Raw genomic sequence first — 25,551 nt, forward strand, 5'->3', positions numbered from 1 at the left:
TAAGGAGATCAGCAAAGATGGCCTACTGGTTATTTAAAACAGAACCTTCTGAATGCAGTATTGATGATTTTGCCAACGCACCCGACACCGCAATAGTATGGGAGGGTGTACGCAATTATCAGGCACGTAATATGCTGCGCGACGGTGTAAAAGCAGGCGACAAGGTATTTATCTATCACTCCAGTTGCAAACTGATCGGAGTAGCTGGCATTGCCAGAGTGGTTCGCTCTGGTTACCCGGATCCCAGCCAGTTTAATTCAGCAAGTGTTTATTTTGACAGCAAATCTTCAACAGATAAACCACGCTGGATAGCCGTTGATCTGGTATTTGAACGCAAACTGCCAGCGATAATTTCGCTGGACAAACTAAAAAGCTCCGCTAAGCTCAGTGAGCTGCCTGTTGTACAAAAAGGCAGCAGGCTTTCTGTTATGCCGGTTAACGAAGCGCAATGGCAAACCATAATGCAGCTTGTCTGATCCGCATACCTGATGTAACCTGAAACCTGTTATCCCTGGTAGTTGGAGCCTGACATGACACACGAACGGCGCCAGATGGATAAGGATATACATTATTTCTGGGAAGATTTGAATCTGGCACAAAAGTTTTCTGTCGCTGAATTACAGCGATTTGGGTACGATTTATTGTTCGTTCGCCATATGGCCGAGGGCAACCTTGCGGTGCTGACAGCCGATGGCAAATTAGCCGCTATTGATATTGAAGGACAGATAGACACCGAGCCCCAAGTTATTCTAAGACACTAAATACGGACTCAGGCGCTGTTAAGCTGCGCCTGAGTTTCTTCTGCCAGCGCTACGGCAACGGTACATAACTGCAAATATGATATCAGGCTATTGTTCTGCCACAATGCCGTAAGCCTGCTATGTTTGATCATCATCAATTCCAGTTGACCAAATTCCAGCGTTTTATGCTGGCGTAAATACAATTTGATGGTTTGTTGTGCCGGTATAGCCTTGTTACAAGACTCGCGGGTAACCAGCGGTAATAACTGACATAGCAATTGTATCGCCGCCATTTCCTGTTTACTTAAGCGTGACTCAGCCCCCAACTTACCCAGCCGCTGCTCAAGCAGCATTTTTTGCTGCTCAGCCAGCTGAAACACTGCCTGCTGCATACGCAGCAATTCTTGCTCGCGTTGTTGTAACTTAATTTGCAGGCTTTTGTTTGTTTTACCAATCAGCTCCATCTGCCACAGTATGTACAGCAGCACCAAAACTAACACGCCTATCAACAACATCCACACCATGCAGCTTTACTTCCTGTTTATCCCGGTTGCCAGACTGTATAAGCTAACCCTTTTGCTGCCGGGCAATGTAAGCACGCACCTGCTGCTCCAGCACCGCCAGTGGCACACTGCCATTACTCAGCACTACGTCATGAAACTCACGCACGTTGAAGCGATCGCCCAATGCCTGTTCCGCTTCGGCGCGTAACTGTTTAATGGTAATTTCACCTAACTTATAAGACAGCGCCTGCGCCGGCCAGCTGATATAGCGATCTATTTCGGTCGTTACGTTGTGCATTGATAAAGCGGTATTTTCAGCCAGAAAATCTATTGCCTGCTGACGGCTCCAACCCATGGTATGCATGCCAGTATCAACCACCAGCCGCGCAGCACGCCACATTTCATAGGTCAGACGGCCAAAATTGCTGTAAGGCTCCTGATAAAAGCCCATTTCCAACCCCAGATATTCAGCGTACAACCCCCAGCCTTCACCGAAAGCTGAGGTATAAAAGCTGCGGCGATAATCCGGCAATTCGGCATGTTCACGGGCAAGTGCAATTTGCAAATGGTGGCCGGGCACGGCTTCGTGCAGTGTTAGTGCCTCCATTTCGTACAATGGCCGACGATCCAGCGCGTAAGTATTTACCCAATAGAAACCGGCCTGATCATCACGGGCAGGCCCGGAATAACGCCCTGTAGTGTATTTAGGGGCAATTTCTGCCGGTACCGGAACCACACCATAAGGGGTACGGGGCAAGGTTTTGAATAACTTTGGCAGTTCAGCATCAGCTTTTTTTGCCAGATAAGCGGCATAGCGCATCAGCTCATCAGGTGTTTTGGCATAAAATTGCGGATCGGTACGCAAATACTGAATAAATTCAGCAAAACTGCCGGTAAAGCCAAGCTGATCAATTACCTGCTGCATTTGTGCCCGGATGCGCTTTACCTCATCCAGGCCGGTTTGATGTACCTGCTGTGGTGTCAGCTTTAGCGTGGTGTAATGCTCCAACCGGTTTTGGTAAAACGCTGCGCCATCTGGTAAAGCGCTGGCGGCAATAGTCTCTCTGGCACCGGGCAAATACTCATTCACCATAAAATCATAAAATGCCTGATAGGCCGGGTTTACTGCCTGCATAATCTGCTCAACAGCCTGGGCGCTAAGCTGCTGCCATTCGGTTTCGCTGATAAATGCCGGTTTACGGTTAAATGGCTGATAAAACACGCTTTGTGTCGGGTCTTGTACCACATACGAAATAATGCTTTGCTCAAAGCCTTTCAGCACAGCCTTAGGTTGGGTTACGCCTTTGGCCAGGCCCTGTTTCATCCAGTCCGTTTGTTGTTGCATATAACGGGGAATAGCAGCGAGCTTTTGCAGATAGTGCTGATAATCTGCTGCCGTTTTAAAGCTGCCACGCTGCACCATAAAGCCAAGGTTGGTATGAAAGCCGGATTCGGATGTCAACGGCATTAAATGTGCGCCAAAACGGTATTCATCTATCTGATCGGCCAGACGATACGCTAAAATGGCATGATTAATCTGGTTTTGCTCTGACAGTGCTTTCACATTAATTTGTTGTAATCTGGACTGCCAACCCAGACGCTGCTGGTGCCGCTGCTCCAGTGCCTGCGGCGACATATCGGTCAGCTCACCCGGCGGCGTTTCATTTAACTGCTGCTGAGCCTGCCACAGTTGTTGTGCCAGTTCGGTAAACTGTTTATCGCTGTTGCGCGTTGTTGTTGCGCAAGCCGACAACAAAACTGTACACATTACAACTAAAAACAGTGATTTAATATTTACAGTGGTTTTCATTTTGATTATTCCCACAAAAAAGACGCTTCGATTGTATCTGCTTTAATCACAGATTACAGGCAACTAAACCAGACAAAGCTGCTTTTTAACGTTTTTACTACCAAAGTATGCTCTGTCGGGTGTCGATAATCCGGTCAATTTGATGTTAAATTCAACAGCTGTATTTTTTTGTCAGACAGAGCTGTTGCCTGTCGCATAGAATCGCGTACTATGGGGCTAGCGAAGTATTCGTTAACAATTCAGGTAACCCCAGTGTCTACCTGTCAGCGGAGTTATACGTGGTCTTATGAAGTATCAGGATTCACTGGAACAAGCCAGCGAGAAAGCGGCGCAGGTAAAAGTATTTTTACAGCGTGCCGGCCTTGCAGCTCATCCGGTAAATTATGCCGTGTGCTACGACTATATCAGCGGTCATCACGCTGGGCTGTGCACTGCAATTGAGCATAAGCTGAGTGCCAAAACTCCGTTTGACGATTTTATTATGGCGGATTTGTATAGCCGCTACCTGACCCCGGCGAACCCACAACAAGAACAACTGCTGCAAGATGCCTCAGGTATTGTTAGCCGCCTTACCGGTTATACCGATCTGGCGGCTGAACAGGTTGCCGATTACCTGCAGCAGTTGGATTTCAGTTTACTGCAACTACAACAACAGCAAAATGGCGAAAATATCCTTTCGATAGTTGAGCAGCTGCGCCAGCAAACTCTGGAGTTTCGTACCGGCCAGTATCAGTTGCAGCAACAATTGGAGCAAGCTAATCAACAAAGCCATCAGTTACGGCATGAGCTGGAGCAACTTAAGTTACAACGCCAACTGGACCCGCTAACCGGCTTGTATAACCGCTCGGCAATGCAACAGCAGTTGGAGTTATGGTTTACCGAACAACCTGGTCGGCGTGTTGCCGCCATTGCCATTGATTTAGACCATTTCAGCCGTTTTAACCAGGATTATGGCAGCGCTATCGGCGATGTTATCCTGTCGAAAGTAGCACGTAAAATCAGCAGTTATGTGCAAAGTAGCGGTTTACCGGTGCGGGCAGGCGGAGAAGAGTTTCTGATCCTGCTGCCGGATGTCGATTTACGCAGCGCCAGCGAAATTGCTGAACAGGTGCGCCGCGGTGTGGAAAAACTGCGTTTTGTCTCAGCCCGCAGCAAGAAAGCCTTACCCAAAGTAACTATTTCACTGGGCGTATCTTTGTATCAGCATAGTGAAAACTGGTATCAGTTTTTAGCACGCACTACCGACGTATTAACACTGGCCAAACAGCGCGGCCGGAATCAGGTTGCCAGCGAAACTATGCTGGCACTGCCCGCTTAGGTTATAAAAGCCAACAGATAAGTTGGCTGATGCAGCTTTATCTTTTACACTAGCCACATTTCTTCGCCAACAGGCCAGCAGCATGACAGATCAGAACCCCAACACTACGCACTTTGGCTATAAAACTGTTGCCGCCGAGCAGAAGGTGTCCTTGGTAGCGAATGTGTTTCACTCAGTCGCCGCCAAATACGATGTGATGAACGATTTAATGTCACTTGGCATTCACCGGCTGTGGAAACGCTTTACCATCGATTGCAGCGGCGTGCGCCCGGGCCAGCAGGTGCTTGATCTGGCCGGCGGTACCGGTGATATCACAGCGTTGTTTTCAAAACGGGTCGGGCCAGGCGGTAAAGTGGTGCTGGCAGATATTAATGCCTCTATGCTTAATGTAGGCCGCGACAAACTGCGTGATATGGGTTTGGTGAACAATATCGAGTATGTGCAGGCCAATGCTGAAGCGCTGCCCTTTGCCGACAACAGTTTTGACATTATCAGCATTGGTTTTGGCTTGCGTAACGTGACTGACAAAGACGCAGCACTACGCTCTATGTTCCGGGTATTAAAGCCAGGAGGCCGCTTGCTGGTGCTGGAGTTTTCCAAACCAGAACAGCAATGGCTAAGTAAAGTATACGATCTGTACTCGTTTAAACTGCTACCCACTATTGGCCAACTGGTTGCCAACGACAAAGACAGCTATCAGTATCTGGCAGAGTCTATCCGTATGCACCCGGATCAGGAAACGCTGAAAAGCATGATGCAGGACGCAGGGTTTGCGCAAGTCAGCTACCACAACCTGACCGGGGGCATAGTGGCACTGCACCGGGGCTATAAATTCTGATGTTGCCTTTGCTGCCCCAGCTGCTGTGCGCCGTGGCAGAAAAAACCATGGCCAGATTAATTGCAATGGACCCACACGCCGCAGTCAGGCTTAACCGCCTGCATGGTAAGCAGTTATCGTTCCGGCTACGGGAGTGGCCCGTGACACTGGTACTCAGTGCCAGCGCACAGGGCATTTTATTTAATCAACATGATGAAGCTGTAGATTGTACCATCGCAACGGATCTAGCCAGCCTGCGTTTATTACGCGACCCCAGCCAGTTGACCCGGTTGATAAAAGCCGATGCACTACAGATAGACGGCGATATTCAGGTTGCGCAGCAGTACAGCCATTTTTTTCAGCAACTGGAACCGGACTGGCAGCAAACACTGTCTGCTTATGTTGGTGATGCCGCCGCACATAAAATTGCGCTGAGCTTACACCATATACACCAGTATCTGAGTGATAAAGCCATAATTTTACAACAACTTAGCACTGAACTGGCGCAAGATGAACTGCAATTAACCCCCACAGCTATTGAGATGACCCGGTTTAGTGGCGCAGTCAGTGAATTGGCAGCCAGAGTTGATGTGATGCAGCAACAACTGCAAGCTTTTCAGGAGTTATAGTGCGTATCAGCCGTTTTTATCAAATCCAGAAAACCTTATTGCAGTTCGGCCTGGATGAACTTATCCCCGCACAATGGCAACCCTGGTATGCACGGATGTTGCGTCGCAGCTTGTTCTGGCTGCGCAACCGCCATCCGGACCAGCCAGTTGGTGTGCGGCTGCGTTTGGCGCTGCAAAGCCTGGGCCCGGTTTGGGTTAAATTCGGCCAGATGTTATCAACACGACGCGACTTGTTTCCGCCACAGCTGGCCGACGAGTTGGCCAAGCTGCAGGATAAAGTACCGCCCTTTGACGGCGCCCAGGCGCAACAACTAATTGAACAGGCATTGGAGTTGGACAGCATTAACCAGCTGTTTGCTGACTTTAACCAGACTCCGCTGGCATCAGCTTCGATTGCTCAGGTACACACCGCACAACTGCTGTTGGCAGATGGCAGCCTGGCAGATGTCGTGATTAAAGTTATCCGGCCAGACATTAAGCAACAAATTCTGGCAGATTTAGCACTGATGGATACTCTGGCTGATGCGGCAGCACGCTTTTTACCTGATGGTAAGCGTTTACGGCCACGCGAAGTGGTATCAGAGTACCGTAAAACGATTCTGGATGAACTGGACCTGCAGCGCGAAGCCGCGAATGCTATTCAGCTGCGACGTAATTTTGAAGACTCAGACTCGCTATACATTCCCTTTGTCTACAGTGATTACAGCCGTGCCAATGTGATGGTAATGGAGCGTATTTACGGTATACCGGTAGCAGATATTGCAGCACTTAAGGCACAAGGCACTGATATGGAGTTGTTGGCCAAACGTGGCGTGGAAGTATTTTTTACTCAGGTGTTCCGCGACAGCTTCTTTCATGCTGATATGCACCCTGGCAATATTTTTGTCTCGCGCGAAACCCCGGCGAACCCGAAATACATTGGTATTGACTGCGGTATTGTCGGCACGTTAAATGCCGAAGATAAGCGGTATCTGGCAGAAAATTTTGTGGCCTTTTTTAACCGCGACTATAAAAAAGTGGCCCAGTTACACGTTGACTCCGGCTGGGTGCCAGCTCATACCAAGGTAGAAGAGTTTGAAAGCGCCATTCGCACCGTTTGCGAGCCTATTTTTCAAAAACCGCTGGCCGAAATCTCTTTTGGCCATGTGCTATTAAACCTGTTCAGCACGGCACGGCGTTTTGATATGCAAGTTCAGCCACAGCTGGTGTTATTACAGAAAACACTGTTGTATATTGAAGGCCTGGGCCGCCAGTTGTATCCGCAACTGGATTTATGGAAAACAGCCAAACCATTTCTGGAAAACTGGGTCAAACAGCAGGTTGGTTTGCCGGCTGTATGGCGTCAGGTTAAAGACAACCTGCCGTTTTGGGCAGAAAAACTGCCGCAGATGCCAAATCTGCTGCATCAATATCTGGAGCAAGGTCCCAGGCAGCAAAGACAACTGTTACAACAGCTGCAACAACTGGCCGGGCAACAGCAAAAAGCCAGGCAACAAATAGTTGCGGCGACCTTTGCTGCAGCAGCATTGATCAGTGCTAGTATAGTGTTCAGTATCGGCAGCCACACTCTGGCAGTAATACTGCTGGCAGTAAGTGCAGGCTTTGGTATTAAAGCGTTAGTGCAATAACAGATTTGTCATAACAACGACATATACTGCGCCAGACACAGACAGTGTCAGGCATTAATCAGAGGAAACAGCATGTTCGGCAATATTAGTATTTGGCAGTTACTTATCGTCTTAGCCATCATCGTTTTACTGTTCGGCACCAAAAAGCTGCGTGGTATAGGCACAGATTTAGGCTCGGCAATAAAGGGGTTTCGCAGTTCAATTAAAGACTCGCCATCTGACGATGACACAGCAAATCAGCCAGCACAGCTAAACGAACAAAGTAAAGCGGGTACCAGTACCAGCATTGATAAAAATGCGGCTGGTCAGGCTGGCGACACTAAAGATAAAGTGTAAATGGGTTTCTGGGAGCTGGTTGTTATTGGCGTTGTCGCCTTGCTGGTACTGGGGCCAGAACGGCTGCCCGGTGCTATTCGCTCGGTGCATAAAACCGTGCGCAGTATTAAGCAGTTTGGACAACAAATGCAGGCAGAACTGAATGATGATTTACGAACCCATGAACTGCATCAGAAGTTAAAAGATGCTGAAGCCAAAGGCCTGCTTAACCTGACAGAGCAGGAAAAAGCTGCCCTGGCTGAGTTAAAACAAGCGGCGGCTGATGTAAACAGGCCCATTTCTTCGATAACCAGCAGTAAAGACAATAAACATGAGCCTTAACGCCAGCCCCGACAGTTTACTCGGACATTTAATCGAACTACGCAATCGTCTGTTGCGCTGCGTAGTGGCGGTGATAATTGTCTTCGCTGGCCTGGCGGCTTTTGCGCAGGATATCTATCACATACTGGCACAGCCGTTAATGGCAGTATTGCCGGAACATAGCAGCATGATTGCAACCGATGTTGCCGCGCCCTTTTTTGCACCGTTTAAATTAACCTTTATCGTAGCGATATGTGTTGCCATTCCGTATATCCTGCTGCAAGTATGGCAGTTTATAGCGCCGGCGCTGTATAGCCGTGAAAAACGGCTGATGGCGCCACTGGTAGTTAGTAGCACACTCCTGTTTTATAGCGGTATAGCATTTGCGTACTTTATTGTATTTCCTATTATTTTCGGTTTTTTCACTAGCGTTGCACCTGAAGGCGTTACAGTAGCTACCGATATCAGCAACTACCTTGATTTTGTGCTGAAGCTATTTTTTGCCTTTGGCCTGTCGTTTGAAATCCCGGTAGCCATTTTGCTGATGGTCTGGACCGGCGTGACCACCCGCGCCGAGCTCGCAGAAAAGCGTCCTTATATTGTCGTTGGCGCTTTTGTTTTAGGTATGCTGTTAACCCCGCCTGATGTGCTGTCACAAACCTTATTGGCGGTACCTATGTGGTTACTATTTGAACTTGGCCTTGTACTCAGCCGCTTTTATCAACCAACCACCACCGAAAAAACAGAAGAAAAACAGGAAGATTCACTATGAAATTAATATTAGCTGCTTTAATTGCTGTTACCAGCCTGCCGGTAGCGGCTATACCGTTAGATCAGGCGCTGGAACTTTGCCGGGCTGAGCAAAATGCTTTACGTCGTCTAAATTGTTATGACGCTATTTCGACAGTTACAGCAGGTACTGCAGTACCAAGTAATACTGCTACACCGGTAACAGTAACTGCTGCTGCACCAAGTGTAGCTGTACCGGCCGCTAACACTGCAGTACAAAAACAGCCTGAAGCAGACTTTGGTATTGAACACCGTAAAGTAGACGAAGACGCGCCAAGTCAAATTTATCTGAGTGTTAAAGAGGTACGGTACAGCCCGCGCAAAGAACTGATTGTCGAGTTTGATAATGGCCAGATTTGGCGTCAGAACGGTACAGACTATTATAAAATCGCTGCCGGTGAACAACATTATATAAAACGTGGCGTGCTTAGCTCTTTTTTCCTCGGTAACGATAGCAATAACCGCACTATTCGTGTCCGGCGCGAACAGTAATGTGGTGTGATATCGGTGTCAACCTGTTCAGCAACCAGTTCGACAGCGACAGAGTAGCTGTAGTTGAGCGTGCAGCACTGGCTGGTGTAACTCAATTGTTGTTGATTGGCAGCGATATTGATGAGAGCAGGCAAAATATTACTTTTTGCCAGCAGCACCTTAGTTGTTTTAGTACCGCTGGTGTACATCCACATCAGGCAGCTAATGTTAACCCTGACTGGCTGATACAGCTGCAAGCTTTAAGCAGACAAGCTGAAGTGATAGCTATTGGCGAATGCGGCCTCGATTTTAACCGTGATTTTTCACCCCGCGAGCAGCAACAGCATGTTTTTGCTGAACAGTTACAACTGGCCAGACAATGTAACAAGCCGGTTTATCTGCACGAGCGTGACGCCTTTACTACTCAGCTTGCCATGTTAAAGGAGCAACAAATAAGCCATGGCGTAGCGCATTGTTTTACCGGCGATGTATTACAGCTAAAAGCCTATCTGGAGCTGGGGCTTTATATCGGCATTACCGGTTGGGTATGTGATGAACGCCGCGGTGAAGCACTGCAGCAGGCGCTACGCTACATACCGTCTGACCGGCTGCTGCTGGAAACCGATGCCCCTTATCTGCTACCCCGCACTATGCAACCTAAACCCAAAAGCCGGCGCAATGAACCCGCTTACCTGCCGGTAATTGCTAAAATGGTGGCACAGCTAACCGGCTGTACTATGGATGAGCTGGCAACGCTGACCAGGCAAAACTGCCAGCACTTGTTTGGTTTTCAGCCCGGATTGAGTACTACTTATGCCTGAACTATTGCCGTACTTTTTTATAGGTATCATAACCGGCATTGGTATAACCGGCATATTCGGCGCGATTAAACTAACGCGCTGGCAACGCACCGCCGCAGAACTGGAAAGGCAATTACGCAGCCACAGTTTTGAGCTGCAAATTGCGCTGGAAGAATTAGCAGAAAAAAACCGGTTGCTACAACAACAAACTGAAATTGACGCACTCTCCGGTGTATTTAACCGCGCCTATTTTAACCGGCAGATGCAGGCAGAGTTGAAACGTAGCCGCCGCGAACAACGTCCACTTGCGTTGGTTTTATTGGATATTGATTACTTTAAACAAGTTAATGACAACCATGGTCATCTGGCCGGAGATCAGGTGATAAAAACCGTCGCCCGGTTAATTCAGCAATGGGTCAAACGTCCTGGCGACAAACTATGCCGTTATGGCGGTGAAGAGTTTGCCCTGATACTACCCAACACCGATCTGGATGGCGCAGCAGATTTAGCTGAGCACATTCGCCAGCAGTTGAACAACAGTACGCAGCAGCCCGCAGTTACCCTCAGCGCAGGCTGTTACAGTGCGATTCCGACGACACAAAGTGATTGTGACGAATATATAAATTTCGCCGATAAAGCCTTATACAGTGCTAAAGCAAACGGTAGAAATCAGGTACAGAGTTATCCGCCCGGGCAACGCAGAATTAGCCCTGAGCGTACAGGAGAGCTACATGAATACTAACCGTTTTTTCCCCGCCAGCCGTTTACGCCGCATGCGTGAACATAATTTCAGTCGCCGCTTAATGGCGGAGAACCAACTGACGGTGAACGACTTAATTTATCCGATGTTTATTATTGAAGGTGATAATAAACGTGAGGCCATAGCCTCTATGCCGGGTATTGAGCGCCTTAGCCTCGACCTGTTGCTGGTTGAAGCAAAAGAACTGGCCGAATTGGGTATTCCGGCTATTGCACTGTTTCCGGTTACCGCAGCAGATAAAAAGTCACTGCAGGCTGAAGAAGCATGGAACCCGGATGCATTAGCACAACGCGCGGTGCGATTGCTAAAACAACAGGTGCCAGAGCTAGGTATTATCACTGATGTAGCACTGGACCCTTTTACCACTCATGGTCAGGATGGCATTATCGATGACAACGGTTATGTCATGAATGATATTACCACTGCGGCACTGGTAAAGCAGGCATTGTCGCACGCCCAAGCTGGCGCAGATGTAATTGCCCCCTCAGATATGATGGACGGCCGCATTGGCGCTATTCGTGAAGCGCTAGAAGACGCAGGCTTTGTTAACACCCGCATTATGGCCTACTCAGCCAAGTATGCCTCAAGCTATTATGGCCCGTTTCGCGATGCAGTGGGTTCTGCCGGTAATTTAAAAGGTGGCAATAAAAAAACCTACCAGATGGACCCGGCTAACAGTAACGAAGCCTTACACGAAGTGGCACAGGATCTGGAAGAAGGCGCCGATATGGTAATGGTGAAACCCGGTATGCCTTATCTGGATATAGTACGTCGGGTAAAAGATGAGTTTGGCGTGCCAACGTTCGCCTATCAGGTAAGCGGCGAATATGCTATGCATATGGCTGCCATTCAAAATGGCTGGCTGGCGGAGCAACCGGTTATTATGGAATCATTACTCGCATTTAAACGTGCCGGAGCTGATGGCATTTTGACCTATTTCGCTAAAAAAGCAGCCATTTGGCTCAAGCAAGCTTAAACAACCGCAGCGCCTGCACCGCGCGGGATCTGCAGTTGCACCAGCAAGGGTAAGTGGTCCGACGCTACCCTGGCCAATTGCGATCCGGGTATGTCAATAGCAGTTACTGCCAGTGTCTTACTGATAAAAATATGATCGATACGTAATGCCGCAAACCGGCTGGGGAAAGTACCTGCTGGCCGGTGCTGCGCCAGCAAAGTTTGCGAATCCTTCAGCTGGGTGGAAATACGCCGGCACACTTGCGAGTTGGGCTGCGCGTTTAAGTCACCGCACAGTACCACTGGTCCACGACAGTCTGGATGGCCAAGCCAGTCGTTGCCTAACAAACAGTCAATCTGTGCCAACCGCTCGCGGGGTTGCAGCCCCAGGTGGGTATTAATAATCTGTACTTCCTGCCCATTAAACTGCACTGCAGCCCAAATAGCCCCCCGCGGTTCCAGTTTCGGCTTGTCAGCAAGCCCCGGTAGAGGCCCGGCTTTAATTAACCTTAGCGGTAGATGGGTTAAAATGGCATCGCCGTAACGCTCTTCTTCCATATGCATGGCAGGATGAAAATGAAACTCCATTTCCAGATAACGGGCAATAAGCTGAGCCTGATCTAAACCCAGGCTACGGTCACGCCCAACATCCAATTCCTGCAGGGCCACCACATCAGGATTAGCCTGCGCAATCACTCTGGCCACACGCTCTACATCCACTTTGCCATCCAGGCCGATGCAGCTATGTACGTTGTAAGTCATTACCCTTAAGGTGCCTGTTTGTTCTGCCGGCCGTACAGAGCGGCTGGGCGCTTGCGGTTGCTGCGAACGACCAAGATAGTGCAAAGCGGCATGATACAAATCACACGGGCGCAGGTAGCTGTTATTGCCAGACACTAAAGACGTATCTGCCGGTAATAAAGCAAAGCCGTTGGTTTCCTCTGGCGTAGCACCGGCATGGGCGCCATTTTCATCAGCAAATGATTGCGCCGTTACGCCTTTGCGCCAACCCATTACCACCAGATCTCCGGCATCAGCATGCTGGCACAGCCGCAGTAGATCGTCACTGAGGCTGTCCAGAAACGGATGCTCAGCACCGAATAGCCTCGCGCTATCCTGTGGCAGGTAAAAATCACCGTCATCTGTTGTCGCCCTTAGCCGGTCAGGCGCCTCAAGCTGAAGTACCAGCGGCACTTTATGCTCCTTCGTCAATGCAGTAGCAACAAAGCGGCTGTCTTGCTCTGTCAGTGGCACGGGAAAATAAATATGCCCTACCGGACCAAGCGCAGTAACCTGAATTGTTGCCTCAGCAACGTTCTCCGTTGCGCTCTCTGTTGCTTTAGGCCGGGCAACATTGGTATGGCTTCCATGCACCGCAAGTAAGCGCTGTACTTTATTGCCACCAAGTAATCTGACCCGTTGCGTCTGAATGCTGTCAGCTTTACGTACACTGGGCCTGACAGGCTGCGGATGTAACCTGGCAAAGCTTTGATCTACCGCCTGCTCTAACGAATAACCCCGTAGCTGATGATAAGGCCGCACCTTTGCCTGCCCATGATCGGAATAGATCCAAACCTCATATTTGCGCCACTTAGAACGGTTAGCCGCACGCCACAGCCTGGCGATACTGTCGTCAATGCCTTTTAGTGTCCAGTGTGCAAACAAAGACGATGGTCCGCGCCGGTGTGATTGTTCGTCATAACCAAGAAAGTTGATATGCACCACCGGCATGCCCCGACTGAGATCAATTTTGCCGCCGATAACGCACAGCTCACGCAGCACGATAGAAATTGCTACCCTGGTAGGCACAAACTTCAGCTCACTGAAAAAATCATGCCCTTTGATTAAGCCGCGGAAAAAGTCGGCCAATGCCAGCCCCAGCTCAAGGAAAAACAGGCCAATAATCCGCAGCACACTGTATAAGTTGGTAATAATCAGTACCATCAACACTAAAGGGTTTGCACTGCGCAGTGCCGGCCCCCACCCCAAAGCCGATGCACAAAAGTGCGACTCTGTAGCCCCCCCGGTATAAATATTTGAATAAGCGCTGCCGTCTTTTAGCAGTGCCGCGGCACTTTTTTTCGTAAGTGCGTCCTCCACCTGAGCCGCAGTGTCGGGTTGCAACATTTTTACGCTATTACCAGAGCAGTGGTCGCAAAATGAAAATGCCGGTACGGCAGTTTTAATACCATAAAACAGTTCAGCCTGAACCGCTGGTGTGGTAGCAGGTAAGCCGGAATAATGTGCATGTAAGGTGTAATGTTCTTTCTTTAGCAGGCGGCGTAAAAAGGGCATTTCACCCCGCTCTAAGGCGCGTTGCAATTCCGGCTGTGACAGTCCATCAACCTGCAACATAAGAAGTCCTGGCCGTACCCCCGAGCCGGTTGAAACAGGTAACTGTAACAGCTTTGCCAGCCAGTGGCTGCGGCTCAGGCTGCGCCGGGCCCAGCGGAACCAAACTTCGATACGACTAAGCATAAATCTCCTTTTTATCAGCTTGTTATAATGTCACCCCAACATCCTTACTCTTTACTGTCAGCAAACAAGGTGCTGCCGACGGCAGTAGTACCCGCCACCGCTACACTGCGCAGGATATCCCACTCAGCTTTGACCCATTCCAGAACATCTTCCCAGTCCCGCTCTGCTCTGCCGGCAACGGGCTGATCTTCCAGCAAAGCATTAAAACACTGCAGCGCTTTCTCAGCCGAACTTGCCATGGAAAATGTTTCAGCAGTTTCTCTGGCTCCTTGCTGCAGTTCTGCCAGTTGCTGCACCGGTGCTTCTACTAACCGGCGCAGCGCAGCACTGAATACTGCGGTAGTTTTGTCATACAACAGCACGCCATTTTTACCGTCTTTTACCACTTCACGCACACCGGATGCATCTAATGCAACCACTGGCAAGCCGGCAGCCATAGCCTCAGCCAGTACTATGCCCTGAGTTTCACTGCCTGAAGCAAATGCAAATATGTTCATGGCATGCAGTGCATCTGTTAACTGTTGTTGTTGTAAAATACCTGTCATATGCAACTTGTTGCTAATACCGGCCTGAGTAAAAACTTGCCGGATCGCCTCTTCAGACGGGCCCTGGCCCACCACCAGAAAATGCACTGGCGCACATTCAACGGCAGCATTTGCCACTGCGTGGGCTAAAAACTCAAGGTTTTTCTCTGGTGCCAACCGCCCAAGATGGCCTATAACAAAAGCATCTGGCGGGATCTCGCTTTGCTGTCGTACTGCATCACCGTTCCCTTTGGCAAACCGCCCGGTACAAACGCCGGTAGGGATCACAGTAACAGGGGTAGTTACACCCCGCTGCTGCAACATTTCAGCAATGCTCAGGCTGGGGGCTATAACCTGATCACATAAATTGGCATAACGGGTTGCCAGCTCAATGGCAAAGCGCTGCATAGTGACAGAATCACCGGGTATATAGTGGGTATACTGCTCATATAAAGTGTGGTGCGTAAACACCAAGGGCAGCTTGCGGTACCGGGCCGTGCGCAGTGCTGTCATACCTAACAGGAACGGATGCTGAGAATGAATAATGTCTGGCGCAAACGCATCCAGTGTTGCACTGAGCTGATCATGGAACGGCAGGGCTACAGAAAAATCGCTGGCATTAAAATTCTGGATTGCAGCAATACGTACTACATCTGTTTCATCTTCGGGCATATCGGCAAATTCCGGCGCTACCACCAGCACTTTGTGCCCCAGTTTGCGATACTCGGCAACGAAGGCTTCAACTGAGCGTGCCACCCCACCAACATGCGGGGTAAAGGTGTTGGTGAATATTGCAATATTCATCTGCTACGACTCCTGTTTACTTAGGGTCACAGAGCCTGCTACAGCCTGTGCTGTTTCTGTCTGATACCCGGGCAAAGCTATTTCCATTGCAGGTACACTGCCGTTATGCCAGTCAGCTTGCCATTTCACTACAACGCCCTCTTCTGCACAGGTTGTGATCTCTATACTGATACTGCCAAAGCTGGTGGGGGCCGGGCCAAAGTAGATAGGTGCCTCCGGAGCCAGCCAGCGCTGTGGCACACCGCCACATAACACCAGATGCTGTCCTTCCTCACGGACAAAACAGTTACGGATCATCAGCAACCACTCTGCAGCCGCCCAGACGTGATGGCCATCGCCCATACAACCGCCGCCGGTAGCCGGATGGATTGCTTCGGGCCATTGTCCGGTAGGGGACGCCAGTGCGGCTACCGCATCCATTAATGTCAGATAGCGCGGATCTTTCACCCGTAATAACACCTGTGCCACATGCAGGGTTAAATAGGCATTTAGCCCTGAATGGATCATATCCTGATAAAAAGCATCTTTAACAAAGCAGCGCTGCAACAAAAATTCGACTGTATCGAGCAGGCGGGGGTCGTCAGGCGCCCATAACTGTGCCGGATAACCTGCTGCCAGTGAACCAATGGCTCCGGCATCCAGCCGGCGATAGGGCGATGCCGGCATACCGGGACGCTTTAAGCGCGCTTCGCACTGCGCCAGGCTTTTATCTATCGCTGCACTAAAGCGGGTAGCCGCCTGATTAAACTCCTGTTGTTGCTGCAGCTCTTCTGCGCTGCCAAATAAGGCCGAAGCAGCCTGTAAACCGGCTACGCCCCAAAAATCATCCCAGTAATAATAATCGTTTGGTCCAAGGTGTTCGGCGCTAAAACCCGGCGGCAGCAAGCCGGCATGTGGAGCATCGAGGTTATCCGACAAACGTTTACGGCTAATCCAGCGCGCGCCACTTTGCACCGGACCATACCAGTCGGCAGGCATTTTACGGCCGGTCATATCAAAATAGCGTCTGAGGATCCATAATACCTCTCCGTTAGCATCCCACTCGCCTTCCTGCGAACGAAAATAGCCCAGCAATGTCTGGCGCGGCGGAAACTGATTCAGTGCCCGCTCGGCACGCTCAGTCAGGCCAGCACACAGTAAGGCATGAATAATAAAAGCTGCATCCCGGAACCAAAACCTTTTGTAGGTATAAGGGCCGGGATAAACATCTGCCGGCGAGTGCAAAATTAGCGACGTGACAGCCGCGTCATATAAAAACTGATAGTGTGCATCCGGACATGTCAGCTTGCAGGTTTTCTGTTGCTCCTGCCGCCAGGCATTTGTTTGCAGTTGTTCGTTGCGTTCTGCTGTCAGCGGTACAGACACGACCAGCTCTTGCCACTCGTCAGCCGGCAGCGGAAACAGCGCCGCAGCCGTAACCATGCCAACATCACAAACACCGTCGTTCTGTTCCTGCGCATCGTTCAGATGAATATAAACATCACCCTGCCGATAGGTTGAGACATGATGCCGCTCAGCTTTACGGCTGAACTCTACCCGCTTATTGTCATCAACCTGCCAGGCAGTCCGCTCTGGATCTAGCCTTACACGGTGAATAAAACTGATACCTTCCGGGTTTTGTGGCCGCAGCGCCAGCACCAGGTAGCCCGGCTTATCAGACTTCGCCCGCACCCGCAATTTACATACGGCAATGCCGTCTTCAAGCTCAACTGATGCCTGGCTCACCAGCGCCATACCCTGCAATATCGTTTCTGTACGGATACTGATATCGCCGGCCATCCGCAGTTGCTGCTGGCACTGCACAGCCCTGGACGGCAACAAATACTCACCTTGCTGTGGCATAATCCAGGTGTCCAGCGACCAGCCATCCAGAAAGGGGGTAAGCAAACCTCTGGGGTCAACGATCGGCAGTTCAGGGCAATCCGGCAAACCTATCGCCGTCCAGTTACGATGGGTCAGGTTAATATGGGTAATGGAAAAGGCCCGCGGGATAAACGACATATCATAAGGGTCAAATTGCCGCTCAATCCAGTACGGCCACACCCAATCCAGGTTATGCTGGATTACCCGGCTGTTAATCAGGCCGCGGGCATGAAACACCACACCGGCCCGCAGCAGCTCAATCGGCTCACCGACTTCTGACGGCTGGGCAAAGTTATGCAACCTCGCCAGCAAGGCAACAGGATCAATAAAGCCATGTTTGTGCGCAACATAGCGCACCACATAACGCCACGGCAGCCATTTTAGCCAGGTCATCAGTCAGGCTCCTTTTGTGTATCTTGTTCGGTATACTGCGCCAGCGCCCGGCTGGCCAGACGGTTAAGATAAATAATCACTACCACAGCAGCCAGTAAACCTCCGGCATACAGCCCCCACTCCCATACTGAGCGCTCGCGTGAGGCAAAATCAAAACTGGAGATATCAGCAATCAATGAGCCCAGATAAACGTTGTGCACAGTAAACGGAATAAACCCCAGTAAGGATCCACCGACATACCCCCGTAGCGAGAACTGGGTTAAGCCAAAAAAGTAATTAGAAATTTTACCCGGGAAAAATGGGATCAGCCGGGTTAGCAGTACTATCTTCCAGCCGTTTGGTGTCAGTTCGTCGTTTACCAGCCGTAACTTCGCCCGCGCCATAACAAATTCTCTGGCCCGTTGGCCAAAACAGTAGCGTGCAATCAAAAATGCCAGCACTGCGCCCAAGGTGGTGCCGAGCAACACATAGACTGAGCCGGCCACAACACCGAAAACAAAACCGGCACCAACGGTAAATAGCGCTCCGGGCAGCAGCAATACCACTACAGCGGCCATAATTAACATAAACAGCGCTGGTGCCCAGACGCCCTGTTGCTTAAACCATTCCAGCAGATGCAACACTTCTTTGTGCACACCGAAATGCACCAGCAATAGCAGCACTACGGCTACGAACAACAAACTGCCGGCCACACCCAGCAGCGCTGGCATTTTGCCGTGAGGCTTTACATTGCTGTTAGCCGTTTTACGGCTTTGCGCAGTGTCTGATGTCACAATGACAGATCCTTTAAAGATTATATTGCCGCCTTACATATTTACTCTTCATTAACAGTTATAGTTTGCCAAGCTGTACGTCTGATGAACCTATGCCGTTAGCATCCGGTTACCGGCTCCAGCTCCAGTAACCGGGCGCGCAAAATATGGAAGTTTTCCGGCTCAGCAGCATCATGTGCTGCCAGCGGTGAAATATGCAGCTGAACCTGCGCCAGCCGGTTAGACAACCGCCAGGCCGCATCACACGGGCAAATGGTATCGTAACGGCCCTGTACAATATCTACCGGTATAGCCTGCAAGCGTATACTGTTACGTAAAATATAGTCTGGTGGCAAAAATGCCTGTTGTTTAAAATAATAGCTTTCAAGTAGCGCCATCGGCAGGCAACTGTCTGTTTCGCTAAAACGTGCTATTTGGGCCTCGTCTGGCATCAGAAAAGAATTCACTGCTTCCCACCTGGCCCAGCTGGCAGCGGCTTGCTGTTGTTGACTAGCATCGGATAACTTTTCAAAATAAGCGGCGACAGGGTCACTGGCATAATTTACCTGCTGAATAAAGCGCTGATACTCTTCCGGATACAACTGATTTGCACCATGCAGGTAGAACCAGTCCAATTCTTGCTGGCGGCATAAAAAGATCCCCCACAGCACCATCCTTACTACATGTCGCGGATAGCGGATGGCATAAAGCAAGCTCAAAGTACTGCCCCAACTACCACCAACCAGTATCAGTTGCTCTACTGCCAGAGTACCGCGAAGCAATTCTATGTCTGCAATTAAATGCCTGGTCGTGTTAGCGCTAAGGCGGTGTTCAAATTTGCTTTTGCCGCAGCCCCGCTGATCAAAGAAAATCACCGGCCGCTCTAACCTGGCAAACAGCTGTTTATCATCAGCTCTGACACCGGCGCCGGGGCCGCCATGTATGAACAACAGCGGTACGTCTGCTGCAGGGTCACCCTGCAGCTCATAGTACAACTGATGACCATCACCCACGTTAAGATAAGGCATCCGGGCTCCGTTCAATGTCAGTTACTTTTTCACCCATTTCCCTGCCTTATTCTTTTCATAACTCTGCTTTACCGCTGCCCAGGCTACTTTGTGAGCAACCTCTTCCCGGCTGTCATCGCCGCGGCGCTTATCCGGATCAGCATATTCATCCCAGGCATTGTTAAACGCCGCCTGATAAATATCCTGAGCGTGGCCGGGTAAAGTGTCCTTCACACTATCGGGTAATTCGTTGCGCGTGTTATAAGGCATGACATGTCTCCTGGCTGCTCTATCTGCTATTTCTGTAAAAAGGCAAAGCTCATGCCATTTTTGCGGCTACCAGTATTGGCGCTAAATTTGCACCTGATAACGAGGATTCTTGTTACTTAACCAATATTGAAGGAGGTATTATGAAACTGCGGATATTGCCCCTGTCGTTACTCGCTGCTGGCCTGCTACTGGGCTGCAACCCGGATCCAAACCCACCGTCGGCACCAGGTGGTGTTAGCACGCCGGCACCGGTGCCCGGCAATGCTGGCGGGCACGCTGGCAACAGCATTAAAGTACGGATGAATAAAGTCACTGCAGAGGGTGTGGGTGACAGTGCAGGTAGTATTACCATTACTGAAACAGCAGACGGTTTGGTGTTTAAGCCCGAATTAAAGGGGCTGCAGGCGGGTGAACATGGTTTTCATGTTCACCAGAATCCCAGCTGTGAGCCGGCAATAAAAGATGGCGAACGCCAGGCAGCCGCCAGTGCTGGCAGCCATTTCGATCCGGCGGATACGAATAAGCATGCCGGCCCGGACGGGCAAGGCCACCTTGGCGATTTACCGATGATTCGTGTTGATAATAATGGTAACCAACAGCAAGTAACCGCCGGACGGATGACGCTGGATGACTTGAAAAATCGCTCATTGGTTGTGCATCAACAAGCTGATGACTACACAACCGCACCTTCAGGCAACAGCGGGAGCCCAATTGCGTGCGGAATCATACTGTAAAATGATCAATCCTGATGTGTTAGCACTTATTTAGCAGCCCGTTTTTCTGACTTCTGGCAGCGGGCTGCTACGCAAAAATTACACACTTTACGGTAATATTTACCCGCTCAGCAGCCTACTTAATCATCAGCTCCCAGCCAGTTTGTTGCTGGTACTGCATCTCCTGCTCCAGCTCAGCCCGCATTAGCGGATGCTGTTCAAGCCAGCCGTCTGGCATTTTCAACGTTAGTTGCTCGCCTTTGCTGCTGATATTCACCTGCGGTAATACTTCATGCCGCCGACGCATAGATAAAATCACTGCCAGACGCAAAATACGCGTTAAACGTACTGTTAACAGTACCGATGTCATTGTTTGACGGGCAATAATTTCGCGGCTGATATCGGCGCGGTGGTTGTACACCAATGCCATTACCAACTGCTGCTGGGCGCGGGTAAAACCGGGTAAATCGGAATGATTAATAATATAAGCACCATGGTGATGGTGATTTTTATATTCAATCAGCAAACCCAGCTCATGCAATAAAGCACCACTTCTGAGCATGCTGTGGCCTTCAAACTTCTGTAAATCCCAGCGGCTTTGTAGCTGATTTGCCAGCTCACAGGCCATTTCAGCTACCCGCTCGGCATGGCGCTGATCTATAAAATAACGCACCATCAAACTGGCCACAGTGCGGTTGCGTACATCAGTATGTTGTAGTTGAGGTAACATGCTGTACAACACGCCCTCACGCAACGCACCGCCAGACAAAGTCATACCACTGATATGCAGTTTACGAAACAACGCAATTAAAATCGCCAGCCCGGACGGAAATACCTGCTTACGCTCTTGCGCCAGGCCAACAATGGTCAATTGTTCCATCCTGCCACACGCCAGAGCCTGCTGCATAATATCTTCCAGCCGGCTTAAGGTGATCACTTCATCTTTGCCCTGGGCAACCAGTATTTCCTGCATCGCCTGCACAGTACCGGATGCACCTACTGCCAGTTGCCAGCCTGTTTGCCGGTACTGTTCGGCAATAGAAGCGGCCTCTTGCTCTGCTGCAGCTATGGCCTGACCGAAATTATCTTCACTTAGCTCGTCATCACTGAAATAGCGTTCCAGATATGTAACACAGCCCATATTCAGGCTGGACAACAGTTGCGGCGTAAAACCAGCCCCAATAACCACTTCAGTACTGGCACCGCCGATATCGATCACCAGGCGGTTACTGTCACTGTTTGAGGTATGGGCTACACCAAGATAAATAATGCGGGCTTCGTCTTCACCGCTGATAACCGTAACTTTCTGGCCTAAGATGGCCTCGGCTTCTTTGAGGAAGATTTTAACATTCTTGGCCAGTCGTAAGGTAGCGGTGCCAACAATGCGGATATTTTGCGGCGGGATATCCTGCAGCCGTTCTGCAAATAGGGCTAAACATTCCCAGCCGCGCTTCATTGCTTTGCGGCTCAGTACCAGGTTTTCGTTTAAACCAGCAGCTAAGCGTACTTTGCGCTTTACCCGACCTATTACCTGTACCGAGCCGCCGACAACCTTGACCATCAGCATATGGAAGCTGTTGGAGCCAAGATCAATCACCGCATAGATATCCTGATGCGGTGATTGGTCGGCAGACAGCGCCGGCTCAACGAGGACGGTTGCGAGGAGCTCTTGCGCCATTACTGCTACGTCCGCCCGGACCACTGCGGCTGCCGGTTCTGGCCTGACCGGCGCGGCGGCGAACCCGCGGCTTCGGCGTTTTAATATCATCCAGCAGGGCACTGGCATCGTACTGAGTTACCGGGATAGGGTGACGAATATAATCTTCAATCGCAGTTAGATTTAACGCATAACGCTCGCAGGCAAAACTAATGGCTTTCCCGCTTTCGCCAGCCCGACCGGTACGGCCAATCCGGTGTACGTAATCTTCACAGTCGTCCGGCAAATCATAGTTAAATACATGACTTACTTTAGGAATATGCAGGCCACGCGCCGCAACGTCTGTCGCTACCAGAATATCCAGCTTGCCGCTGGTAAAGTCTTCCAGAATGCGCAGACGCTTTTTCTGTATCACATCACCGGTAAGCAAACCAACGCGATGGCCATCGGCTTCCAGCCAGGCATATACTTCCTCACACCAATGTTTGGTGTTAGCAAATACAATGGCTTTATCCGGCCATTCCTCTTCCATTAACGTAAGCAGCAACGGCAGCTTATGTTCGTCTGATGGATAAAACAGCTCTTCACTGATGCGGCTGCCGGTCATTTCTTCCGGTGCAATATGGATATGCACCGGTTGGTTCATTTTTTCAAACGCCAGTTCCTGTACCTTATAAGACAAGGTAGCTGAGAATAACAAGCTTAAGCGCTCTGTCACCGGCGGCATACGGTTAAACATAAAGCGGATATCTTTAATAAAGCCTAAATCGAACATACGATCAGCTTCATCCAGCACCACTACCTGAATTTGGGATAAGTCGTACAGGCCCTGTTTTAAATAATCTATTAAGCGGCCTGTGGTACCAATTAAAATATCTACGCCATTTTCCAGCAACTGCCGTTGAGTATCATAGCCCTCGCCCCCATAAATTAAGCCAAGACGTAAACCGGCTTTGTCGGCCAGTATTTTTGCGTCCTGGTGGATCTGTACTGCCAGCTCACGCGTAGGAGCCATAATAATGGCACGCGGCTGACCAGAACCTTTGGGCTCATGGGTAAGTAAATGGTGGAAAGTAGCGGTTAAGAACGCCAGTGTTTTACCGGTACCCGTTTGGGCCTGGCCGGCTATGTCTTTACCGGCAAGCGCTAGTGGTAAACATTGGGCCTGAATAGGCGTACAATAGCCGTAACCTTGCGCAGTTAACGCGTCAAGAACCTGTGGCGCCAATGCGAAATCGGCGAATTTATGTGAAGTTAAGTGAGTTTTATTCATACGGCGCTAAGCATAACCGTTACGCTTGCAATAAGGAACAGCCACGTTTAAATTGATAACACTTTTTTGCAGCCGGGCTGCATCGTACTAGCGGAGACATTAATGAGCGAAAATATTTTACAGGTTTCTGATGATAGTTTTGAAACCGACGTGCTAAAAGCCGATGCACCGGTTTTAGTCGACTTTTGGGCGGAATGGTGTGGTCCATGTAAAATGATCGCTCCTATTCTGGAAGACGTGGCAAAAGAATATGCCGGTAAAGTCACCGTGGCCAAAGTGAACATTGACCACAACCCGAACACACCGCCCAAATTCGGTATTCGGGGCATTCCTACCCTGCTGTTATTTAAAAACGGTCAGGTTGCTGCCACTAAGGTTGGTGCCCTGTCAAAAACTCAGTTAAAAGAGTTTCTTGACGGTAACATCTGAATAAATTGAAAAAAGGCGTATTTTTATACGCCTTTTTCTGTTTCAATGCTGGACGCACCAGTAGCCAACTGCTATTGTGTAGCCAATTAAACGTTCAAAACCACGCTTGTCTGTCGAAAAAACCACTTCCAAACCTTATTTTATCGAACCGATAAGCATTACCCTGTTTATATATCAACAAGAAACCCAATCAATATGCATTTAACAGAACTGAAACTGAAGCCAATTAGCGAGCTGGTTGAATTGGCTGAGTCTATGGGCCAGGAAAACATGGCCCGTCTGCGCAAACAAGACATTATTTTCGCCATTTTAAAATCCCACGCCAAGAACGGCGAAGAAATTTTCGGTGATGGTGTACTGGAAATCCTGCAGGACGGTTTCGGTTTTCTGCGCTCCAGCGACAGTTCTTACTTAGCGGGCCCGGATGACATTTACGTCTCACCCAGCCAGATCCGTCGCTTTAACCTGCGCACCGGTGACAGCATTTCCGGCCTTATCCGCCCGCCCAAAGAAGGCGAGCGCTACTTTGCGCTGTTAAAGGTAAACGAAGTTAACTTCGGCCGCCCGGAGCAGGCACGTAACAAAATTTTATTTGAAAACTTAACCCCACTGCATGCTAACTCCCGTTTGCGTATGGAGCGTGGTAACGGCAGCCGCGAAGATATTACCGCCCGGGTACTGGATTTAGCTTCACCTATCGGTAAAGGCCAACGCGGCTTAATCGTGGCACCACCTAAAGCCGGTAAGACGATTTTGCTGCAAAACATCGCCCAGTCTATTGCCGCTAACCACCCGGATTGCGTATTGATGGTGCTGTTGATAGACGAGCGCCCGGAAGAAGTGACCGAAATGCAGCGTCTGGTTAAAGGTGAAGTTATTGCCTCTACCTTTGACGAACCTGCCAGCCGCCACGTGCAGGTTGCTGAAATGGTTATCGAAAAAGCAAAACGGCTGGTTGAGCACAAAAAAGACGTTATTATCCTGCTTGACTCTATTACCCGTTTAGCCCGCGCCTATAACACCGTTATTCCCAGCTCAGGTAAAGTATTAACCGGTGGTGTTGATGCCAACGCTCTGCATAAACCGAAACGTTTTTTTGGTGCAGCACGTAATGTCGAAGAAGGCGGCAGCTTAACTATTATCGCTACTGCGCTGGTCGATACCGGCTCTAAGATGGACGAAGTAATTTACGAAGAGTTTAAAGGTACCGGTAATATGGAACTGCACCTGTCGCGTAAAATTGCCGAGCGCCGTGTATTCCCGGCTATCGACTTTAACCGCTCCGGTACCCGCCGTGAAGAGTTGCTGGCGTCGCCGGAAGAGCTGCAAAAAATGTGGATCCTGCGCAAAATTCTCAACCCGATGGATGAAACCGAGTGTATGGAATTTTTAATAGATCGGCTGCTCATGACCAAAACCAATGACGAGTTCTTCGAAGCCATGAAACGGCAAAAAAGTTAACTGACAAAACCGGCCTTCGTGCCGGTTTTTTCTTGCCTGTGGTTTAACGGCAAGACGTTGTACAGCTTTATT

General features: G+C 49.8%; 26 protein-coding genes. 16 read left to right on the forward strand and 10 right to left on the reverse strand.

Features of this window, described 5'->3' with window-relative positions; all coding sequences use genetic code 11:
- Positions 1-17: 17 nt before the first annotated feature.
- Both J3B89_RS17230 and J3B89_RS17235 read left to right on the forward strand, forming a co-directional pair.
- Positions 18-476 carry an EVE domain-containing protein gene (locus J3B89_RS17230; RefSeq protein ID WP_215398919.1) on the forward strand — a complete coding sequence of 153 codons (459 nt, stop codon included), beginning with the start codon at positions 18-20 and terminating at the stop codon, positions 474-476.
- Positions 477-530: 54 nt separating this feature from the next.
- Positions 531-761, forward strand: coding sequence for a hypothetical protein (locus J3B89_RS17235; protein WP_215398918.1), 231 nt, complete (start codon positions 531-533; stop codon positions 759-761).
- 8 nt (positions 762-769) lie between these two features.
- Here J3B89_RS17235 and J3B89_RS17240 read toward each other — a convergent pair whose 3' ends face one another.
- The gene (locus J3B89_RS17240; RefSeq protein ID WP_215398917.1) at positions 770-1,264 is read right to left on the reverse strand and encodes a hypothetical protein; all 495 of its coding nucleotides are present in this window, start codon (positions 1,262-1,264) and stop codon (positions 770-772) included.
- 43 nt (positions 1,265-1,307) lie between these two features.
- A complete protein-coding gene (locus tag J3B89_RS17245) occupies positions 1,308-3,053 on the reverse strand; it encodes a DUF885 domain-containing protein (protein WP_215398916.1) in 1,746 nt (581 codons plus the stop codon).
- Positions 3,054-3,339: 286 nt separating this feature from the next.
- Between J3B89_RS17245 and J3B89_RS17250 the strand changes: the two genes are divergently transcribed.
- The 11 genes from J3B89_RS17250 to hemB all read left to right on the forward strand — a co-directional run bounded on the left by J3B89_RS17250 (position 3,340) and on the right by hemB (position 11,877).
- Entirely contained in the window at positions 3,340-4,371 is a 1,032-nt protein-coding gene (locus J3B89_RS17250) for a GGDEF domain-containing protein (RefSeq protein WP_215398915.1), read from the forward strand.
- A gap of 82 nt (positions 4,372-4,453) precedes the next feature.
- A complete protein-coding gene (gene ubiE / locus J3B89_RS17255; RefSeq protein ID WP_215398914.1) occupies positions 4,454-5,209 on the forward strand; it encodes a bifunctional demethylmenaquinone methyltransferase/2-methoxy-6-polyprenyl-1,4-benzoquinol methylase UbiE in 756 nt (251 codons plus the stop codon).
- A 47-nt stretch (positions 5,210-5,256) separates the two neighbouring features.
- Positions 5,257-5,817, forward strand: coding sequence for a ubiquinone biosynthesis accessory factor UbiJ (locus J3B89_RS17260; protein WP_251372522.1), 561 nt, complete (start codon positions 5,257-5,259; stop codon positions 5,815-5,817).
- Positions 5,817-7,445: a ubiquinone biosynthesis regulatory protein kinase UbiB gene (ubiB, locus tag J3B89_RS17265; RefSeq protein WP_215398912.1), complete on the forward strand. Its 1,629-nt coding sequence runs from the start codon at positions 5,817-5,819 to the stop codon at positions 7,443-7,445. Before J3B89_RS17260 ends, ubiB begins: the two co-directional genes overlap by 1 nt.
- A 72-nt stretch (positions 7,446-7,517) precedes the next feature.
- Complete coding sequence (tatA, locus tag J3B89_RS21590; protein WP_215398911.1) at positions 7,518-7,781, forward strand: twin-arginine translocase TatA/TatE family subunit; 264 nt, start codon at positions 7,518-7,520, stop codon at positions 7,779-7,781.
- Positions 7,782-8,102 carry a Sec-independent protein translocase protein TatB gene (gene tatB / locus J3B89_RS17275; protein ID WP_215398910.1) on the forward strand — a complete coding sequence of 107 codons (321 nt, stop codon included), beginning with the start codon at positions 7,782-7,784 and terminating at the stop codon, positions 8,100-8,102.
- A complete protein-coding gene (tatC, locus tag J3B89_RS17280; RefSeq protein ID WP_215398909.1) occupies positions 8,092-8,853 on the forward strand; it encodes a twin-arginine translocase subunit TatC in 762 nt (253 codons plus the stop codon). Before tatB ends, tatC begins: the two co-directional genes overlap by 11 nt.
- The gene (locus tag J3B89_RS17285; RefSeq protein WP_215398908.1) at positions 8,850-9,362 is read left to right on the forward strand and encodes a hypothetical protein; all 513 of its coding nucleotides are present in this window, start codon (positions 8,850-8,852) and stop codon (positions 9,360-9,362) included. The genes tatC and J3B89_RS17285 overlap by 4 nt, the downstream gene beginning before the upstream one ends.
- Complete coding sequence (locus tag J3B89_RS17290) at positions 9,362-10,162, forward strand: TatD family hydrolase (protein WP_215398907.1); 801 nt, start codon at positions 9,362-9,364, stop codon at positions 10,160-10,162. The genes J3B89_RS17285 and J3B89_RS17290 overlap by 1 nt, the downstream gene beginning before the upstream one ends.
- Entirely contained in the window at positions 10,155-10,883 is a 729-nt protein-coding gene (locus J3B89_RS17295) for a GGDEF domain-containing protein (RefSeq protein ID WP_215398906.1), read from the forward strand. The genes J3B89_RS17290 and J3B89_RS17295 overlap by 8 nt, the downstream gene beginning before the upstream one ends.
- A complete protein-coding gene (gene hemB, locus J3B89_RS17300; protein WP_215398905.1) occupies positions 10,873-11,877 on the forward strand; it encodes a porphobilinogen synthase in 1,005 nt (334 codons plus the stop codon). The genes J3B89_RS17295 and hemB overlap by 11 nt, the downstream gene beginning before the upstream one ends.
- Here hemB and J3B89_RS17305 read toward each other — a convergent pair.
- The 6 genes from J3B89_RS17305 to chaB form a co-directional block, all read right to left on the reverse strand.
- Positions 11,874-14,333 (reverse strand): endonuclease/exonuclease/phosphatase family protein, encoded by a 2,460-nt coding sequence (locus J3B89_RS17305; protein WP_215398904.1) that lies wholly within the window; start codon positions 14,331-14,333, stop codon positions 11,874-11,876. The two genes, hemB and J3B89_RS17305, sit on opposite strands and share 4 nt — an antisense overlap.
- A 44-nt stretch (positions 14,334-14,377) precedes the next feature.
- Positions 14,378-15,661 (reverse strand): glycosyltransferase, encoded by a 1,284-nt coding sequence (locus tag J3B89_RS17310; protein ID WP_215398903.1) that lies wholly within the window; start codon positions 15,659-15,661, stop codon positions 14,378-14,380.
- A 3-nt stretch (positions 15,662-15,664) separates the two neighbouring features.
- On the reverse strand, positions 15,665-17,917 hold the full coding sequence (locus J3B89_RS17315; protein WP_215398902.1) for a hypothetical protein: 2,253 nt from the start codon (positions 17,915-17,917) through the stop codon (positions 15,665-15,667).
- Positions 17,917-18,690 (reverse strand): TVP38/TMEM64 family protein, encoded by a 774-nt coding sequence (locus J3B89_RS17320; protein ID WP_215398901.1) that lies wholly within the window; start codon positions 18,688-18,690, stop codon positions 17,917-17,919. The genes J3B89_RS17315 and J3B89_RS17320 overlap by 1 nt, the downstream gene beginning before the upstream one ends.
- Before the next feature lie 98 nt (positions 18,691-18,788).
- Positions 18,789-19,697, reverse strand: a complete 909-nt coding sequence (pip, locus tag J3B89_RS17325) for a prolyl aminopeptidase (RefSeq protein ID WP_215398900.1) — start codon at positions 19,695-19,697, stop codon at positions 18,789-18,791.
- Positions 19,698-19,718: 21 nt separating this feature from the next.
- Positions 19,719-19,946, reverse strand: a complete 228-nt coding sequence (gene chaB, locus J3B89_RS17330; protein ID WP_215398899.1) for a putative cation transport regulator ChaB — start codon at positions 19,944-19,946, stop codon at positions 19,719-19,721.
- 140 nt (positions 19,947-20,086) lie between these two features.
- Here chaB and sodC point away from each other — a divergent pair, with 140 nt between their 5' ends.
- Positions 20,087-20,680, forward strand: coding sequence for a superoxide dismutase family protein (gene sodC, locus J3B89_RS17335; protein ID WP_215398898.1), 594 nt, complete (start codon positions 20,087-20,089; stop codon positions 20,678-20,680).
- A gap of 115 nt (positions 20,681-20,795) precedes the next feature.
- On the opposite strand, the gene gppA is transcribed toward sodC, so the two are convergent.
- Both gppA and rhlB read right to left on the reverse strand, forming a co-directional pair.
- A complete protein-coding gene (gene gppA / locus J3B89_RS17340) occupies positions 20,796-22,337 on the reverse strand; it encodes a guanosine-5'-triphosphate,3'-diphosphate diphosphatase (protein ID WP_215398897.1) in 1,542 nt (513 codons plus the stop codon).
- The gene (rhlB, locus tag J3B89_RS17345; RefSeq protein ID WP_215398896.1) at positions 22,303-23,589 is read right to left on the reverse strand and encodes an ATP-dependent RNA helicase RhlB; all 1,287 of its coding nucleotides are present in this window, start codon (positions 23,587-23,589) and stop codon (positions 22,303-22,305) included. Before rhlB ends, gppA begins: the two co-directional genes overlap by 35 nt.
- A gap of 102 nt (positions 23,590-23,691) precedes the next feature.
- Here rhlB and trxA point away from each other — a divergent pair, with 102 nt between their 5' ends.
- Positions 23,692-24,018, forward strand: coding sequence for a thioredoxin TrxA (trxA, locus tag J3B89_RS17350; RefSeq protein WP_068237566.1), 327 nt, complete (start codon positions 23,692-23,694; stop codon positions 24,016-24,018).
- A 195-nt stretch (positions 24,019-24,213) separates the two neighbouring features.
- Complete coding sequence (gene rho, locus J3B89_RS17355) at positions 24,214-25,479, forward strand: transcription termination factor Rho (RefSeq protein ID WP_215398895.1); 1,266 nt, start codon at positions 24,214-24,216, stop codon at positions 25,477-25,479.
- Positions 25,480-25,551: the final 72 nt, after the last annotated feature.

Source organism: Rheinheimera oceanensis (genome assembly GCF_018831085.1).
Taxonomy (GTDB): Bacteria; Pseudomonadota; Gammaproteobacteria; order Enterobacterales; family Alteromonadaceae; genus Alishewanella; species Alishewanella oceanensis.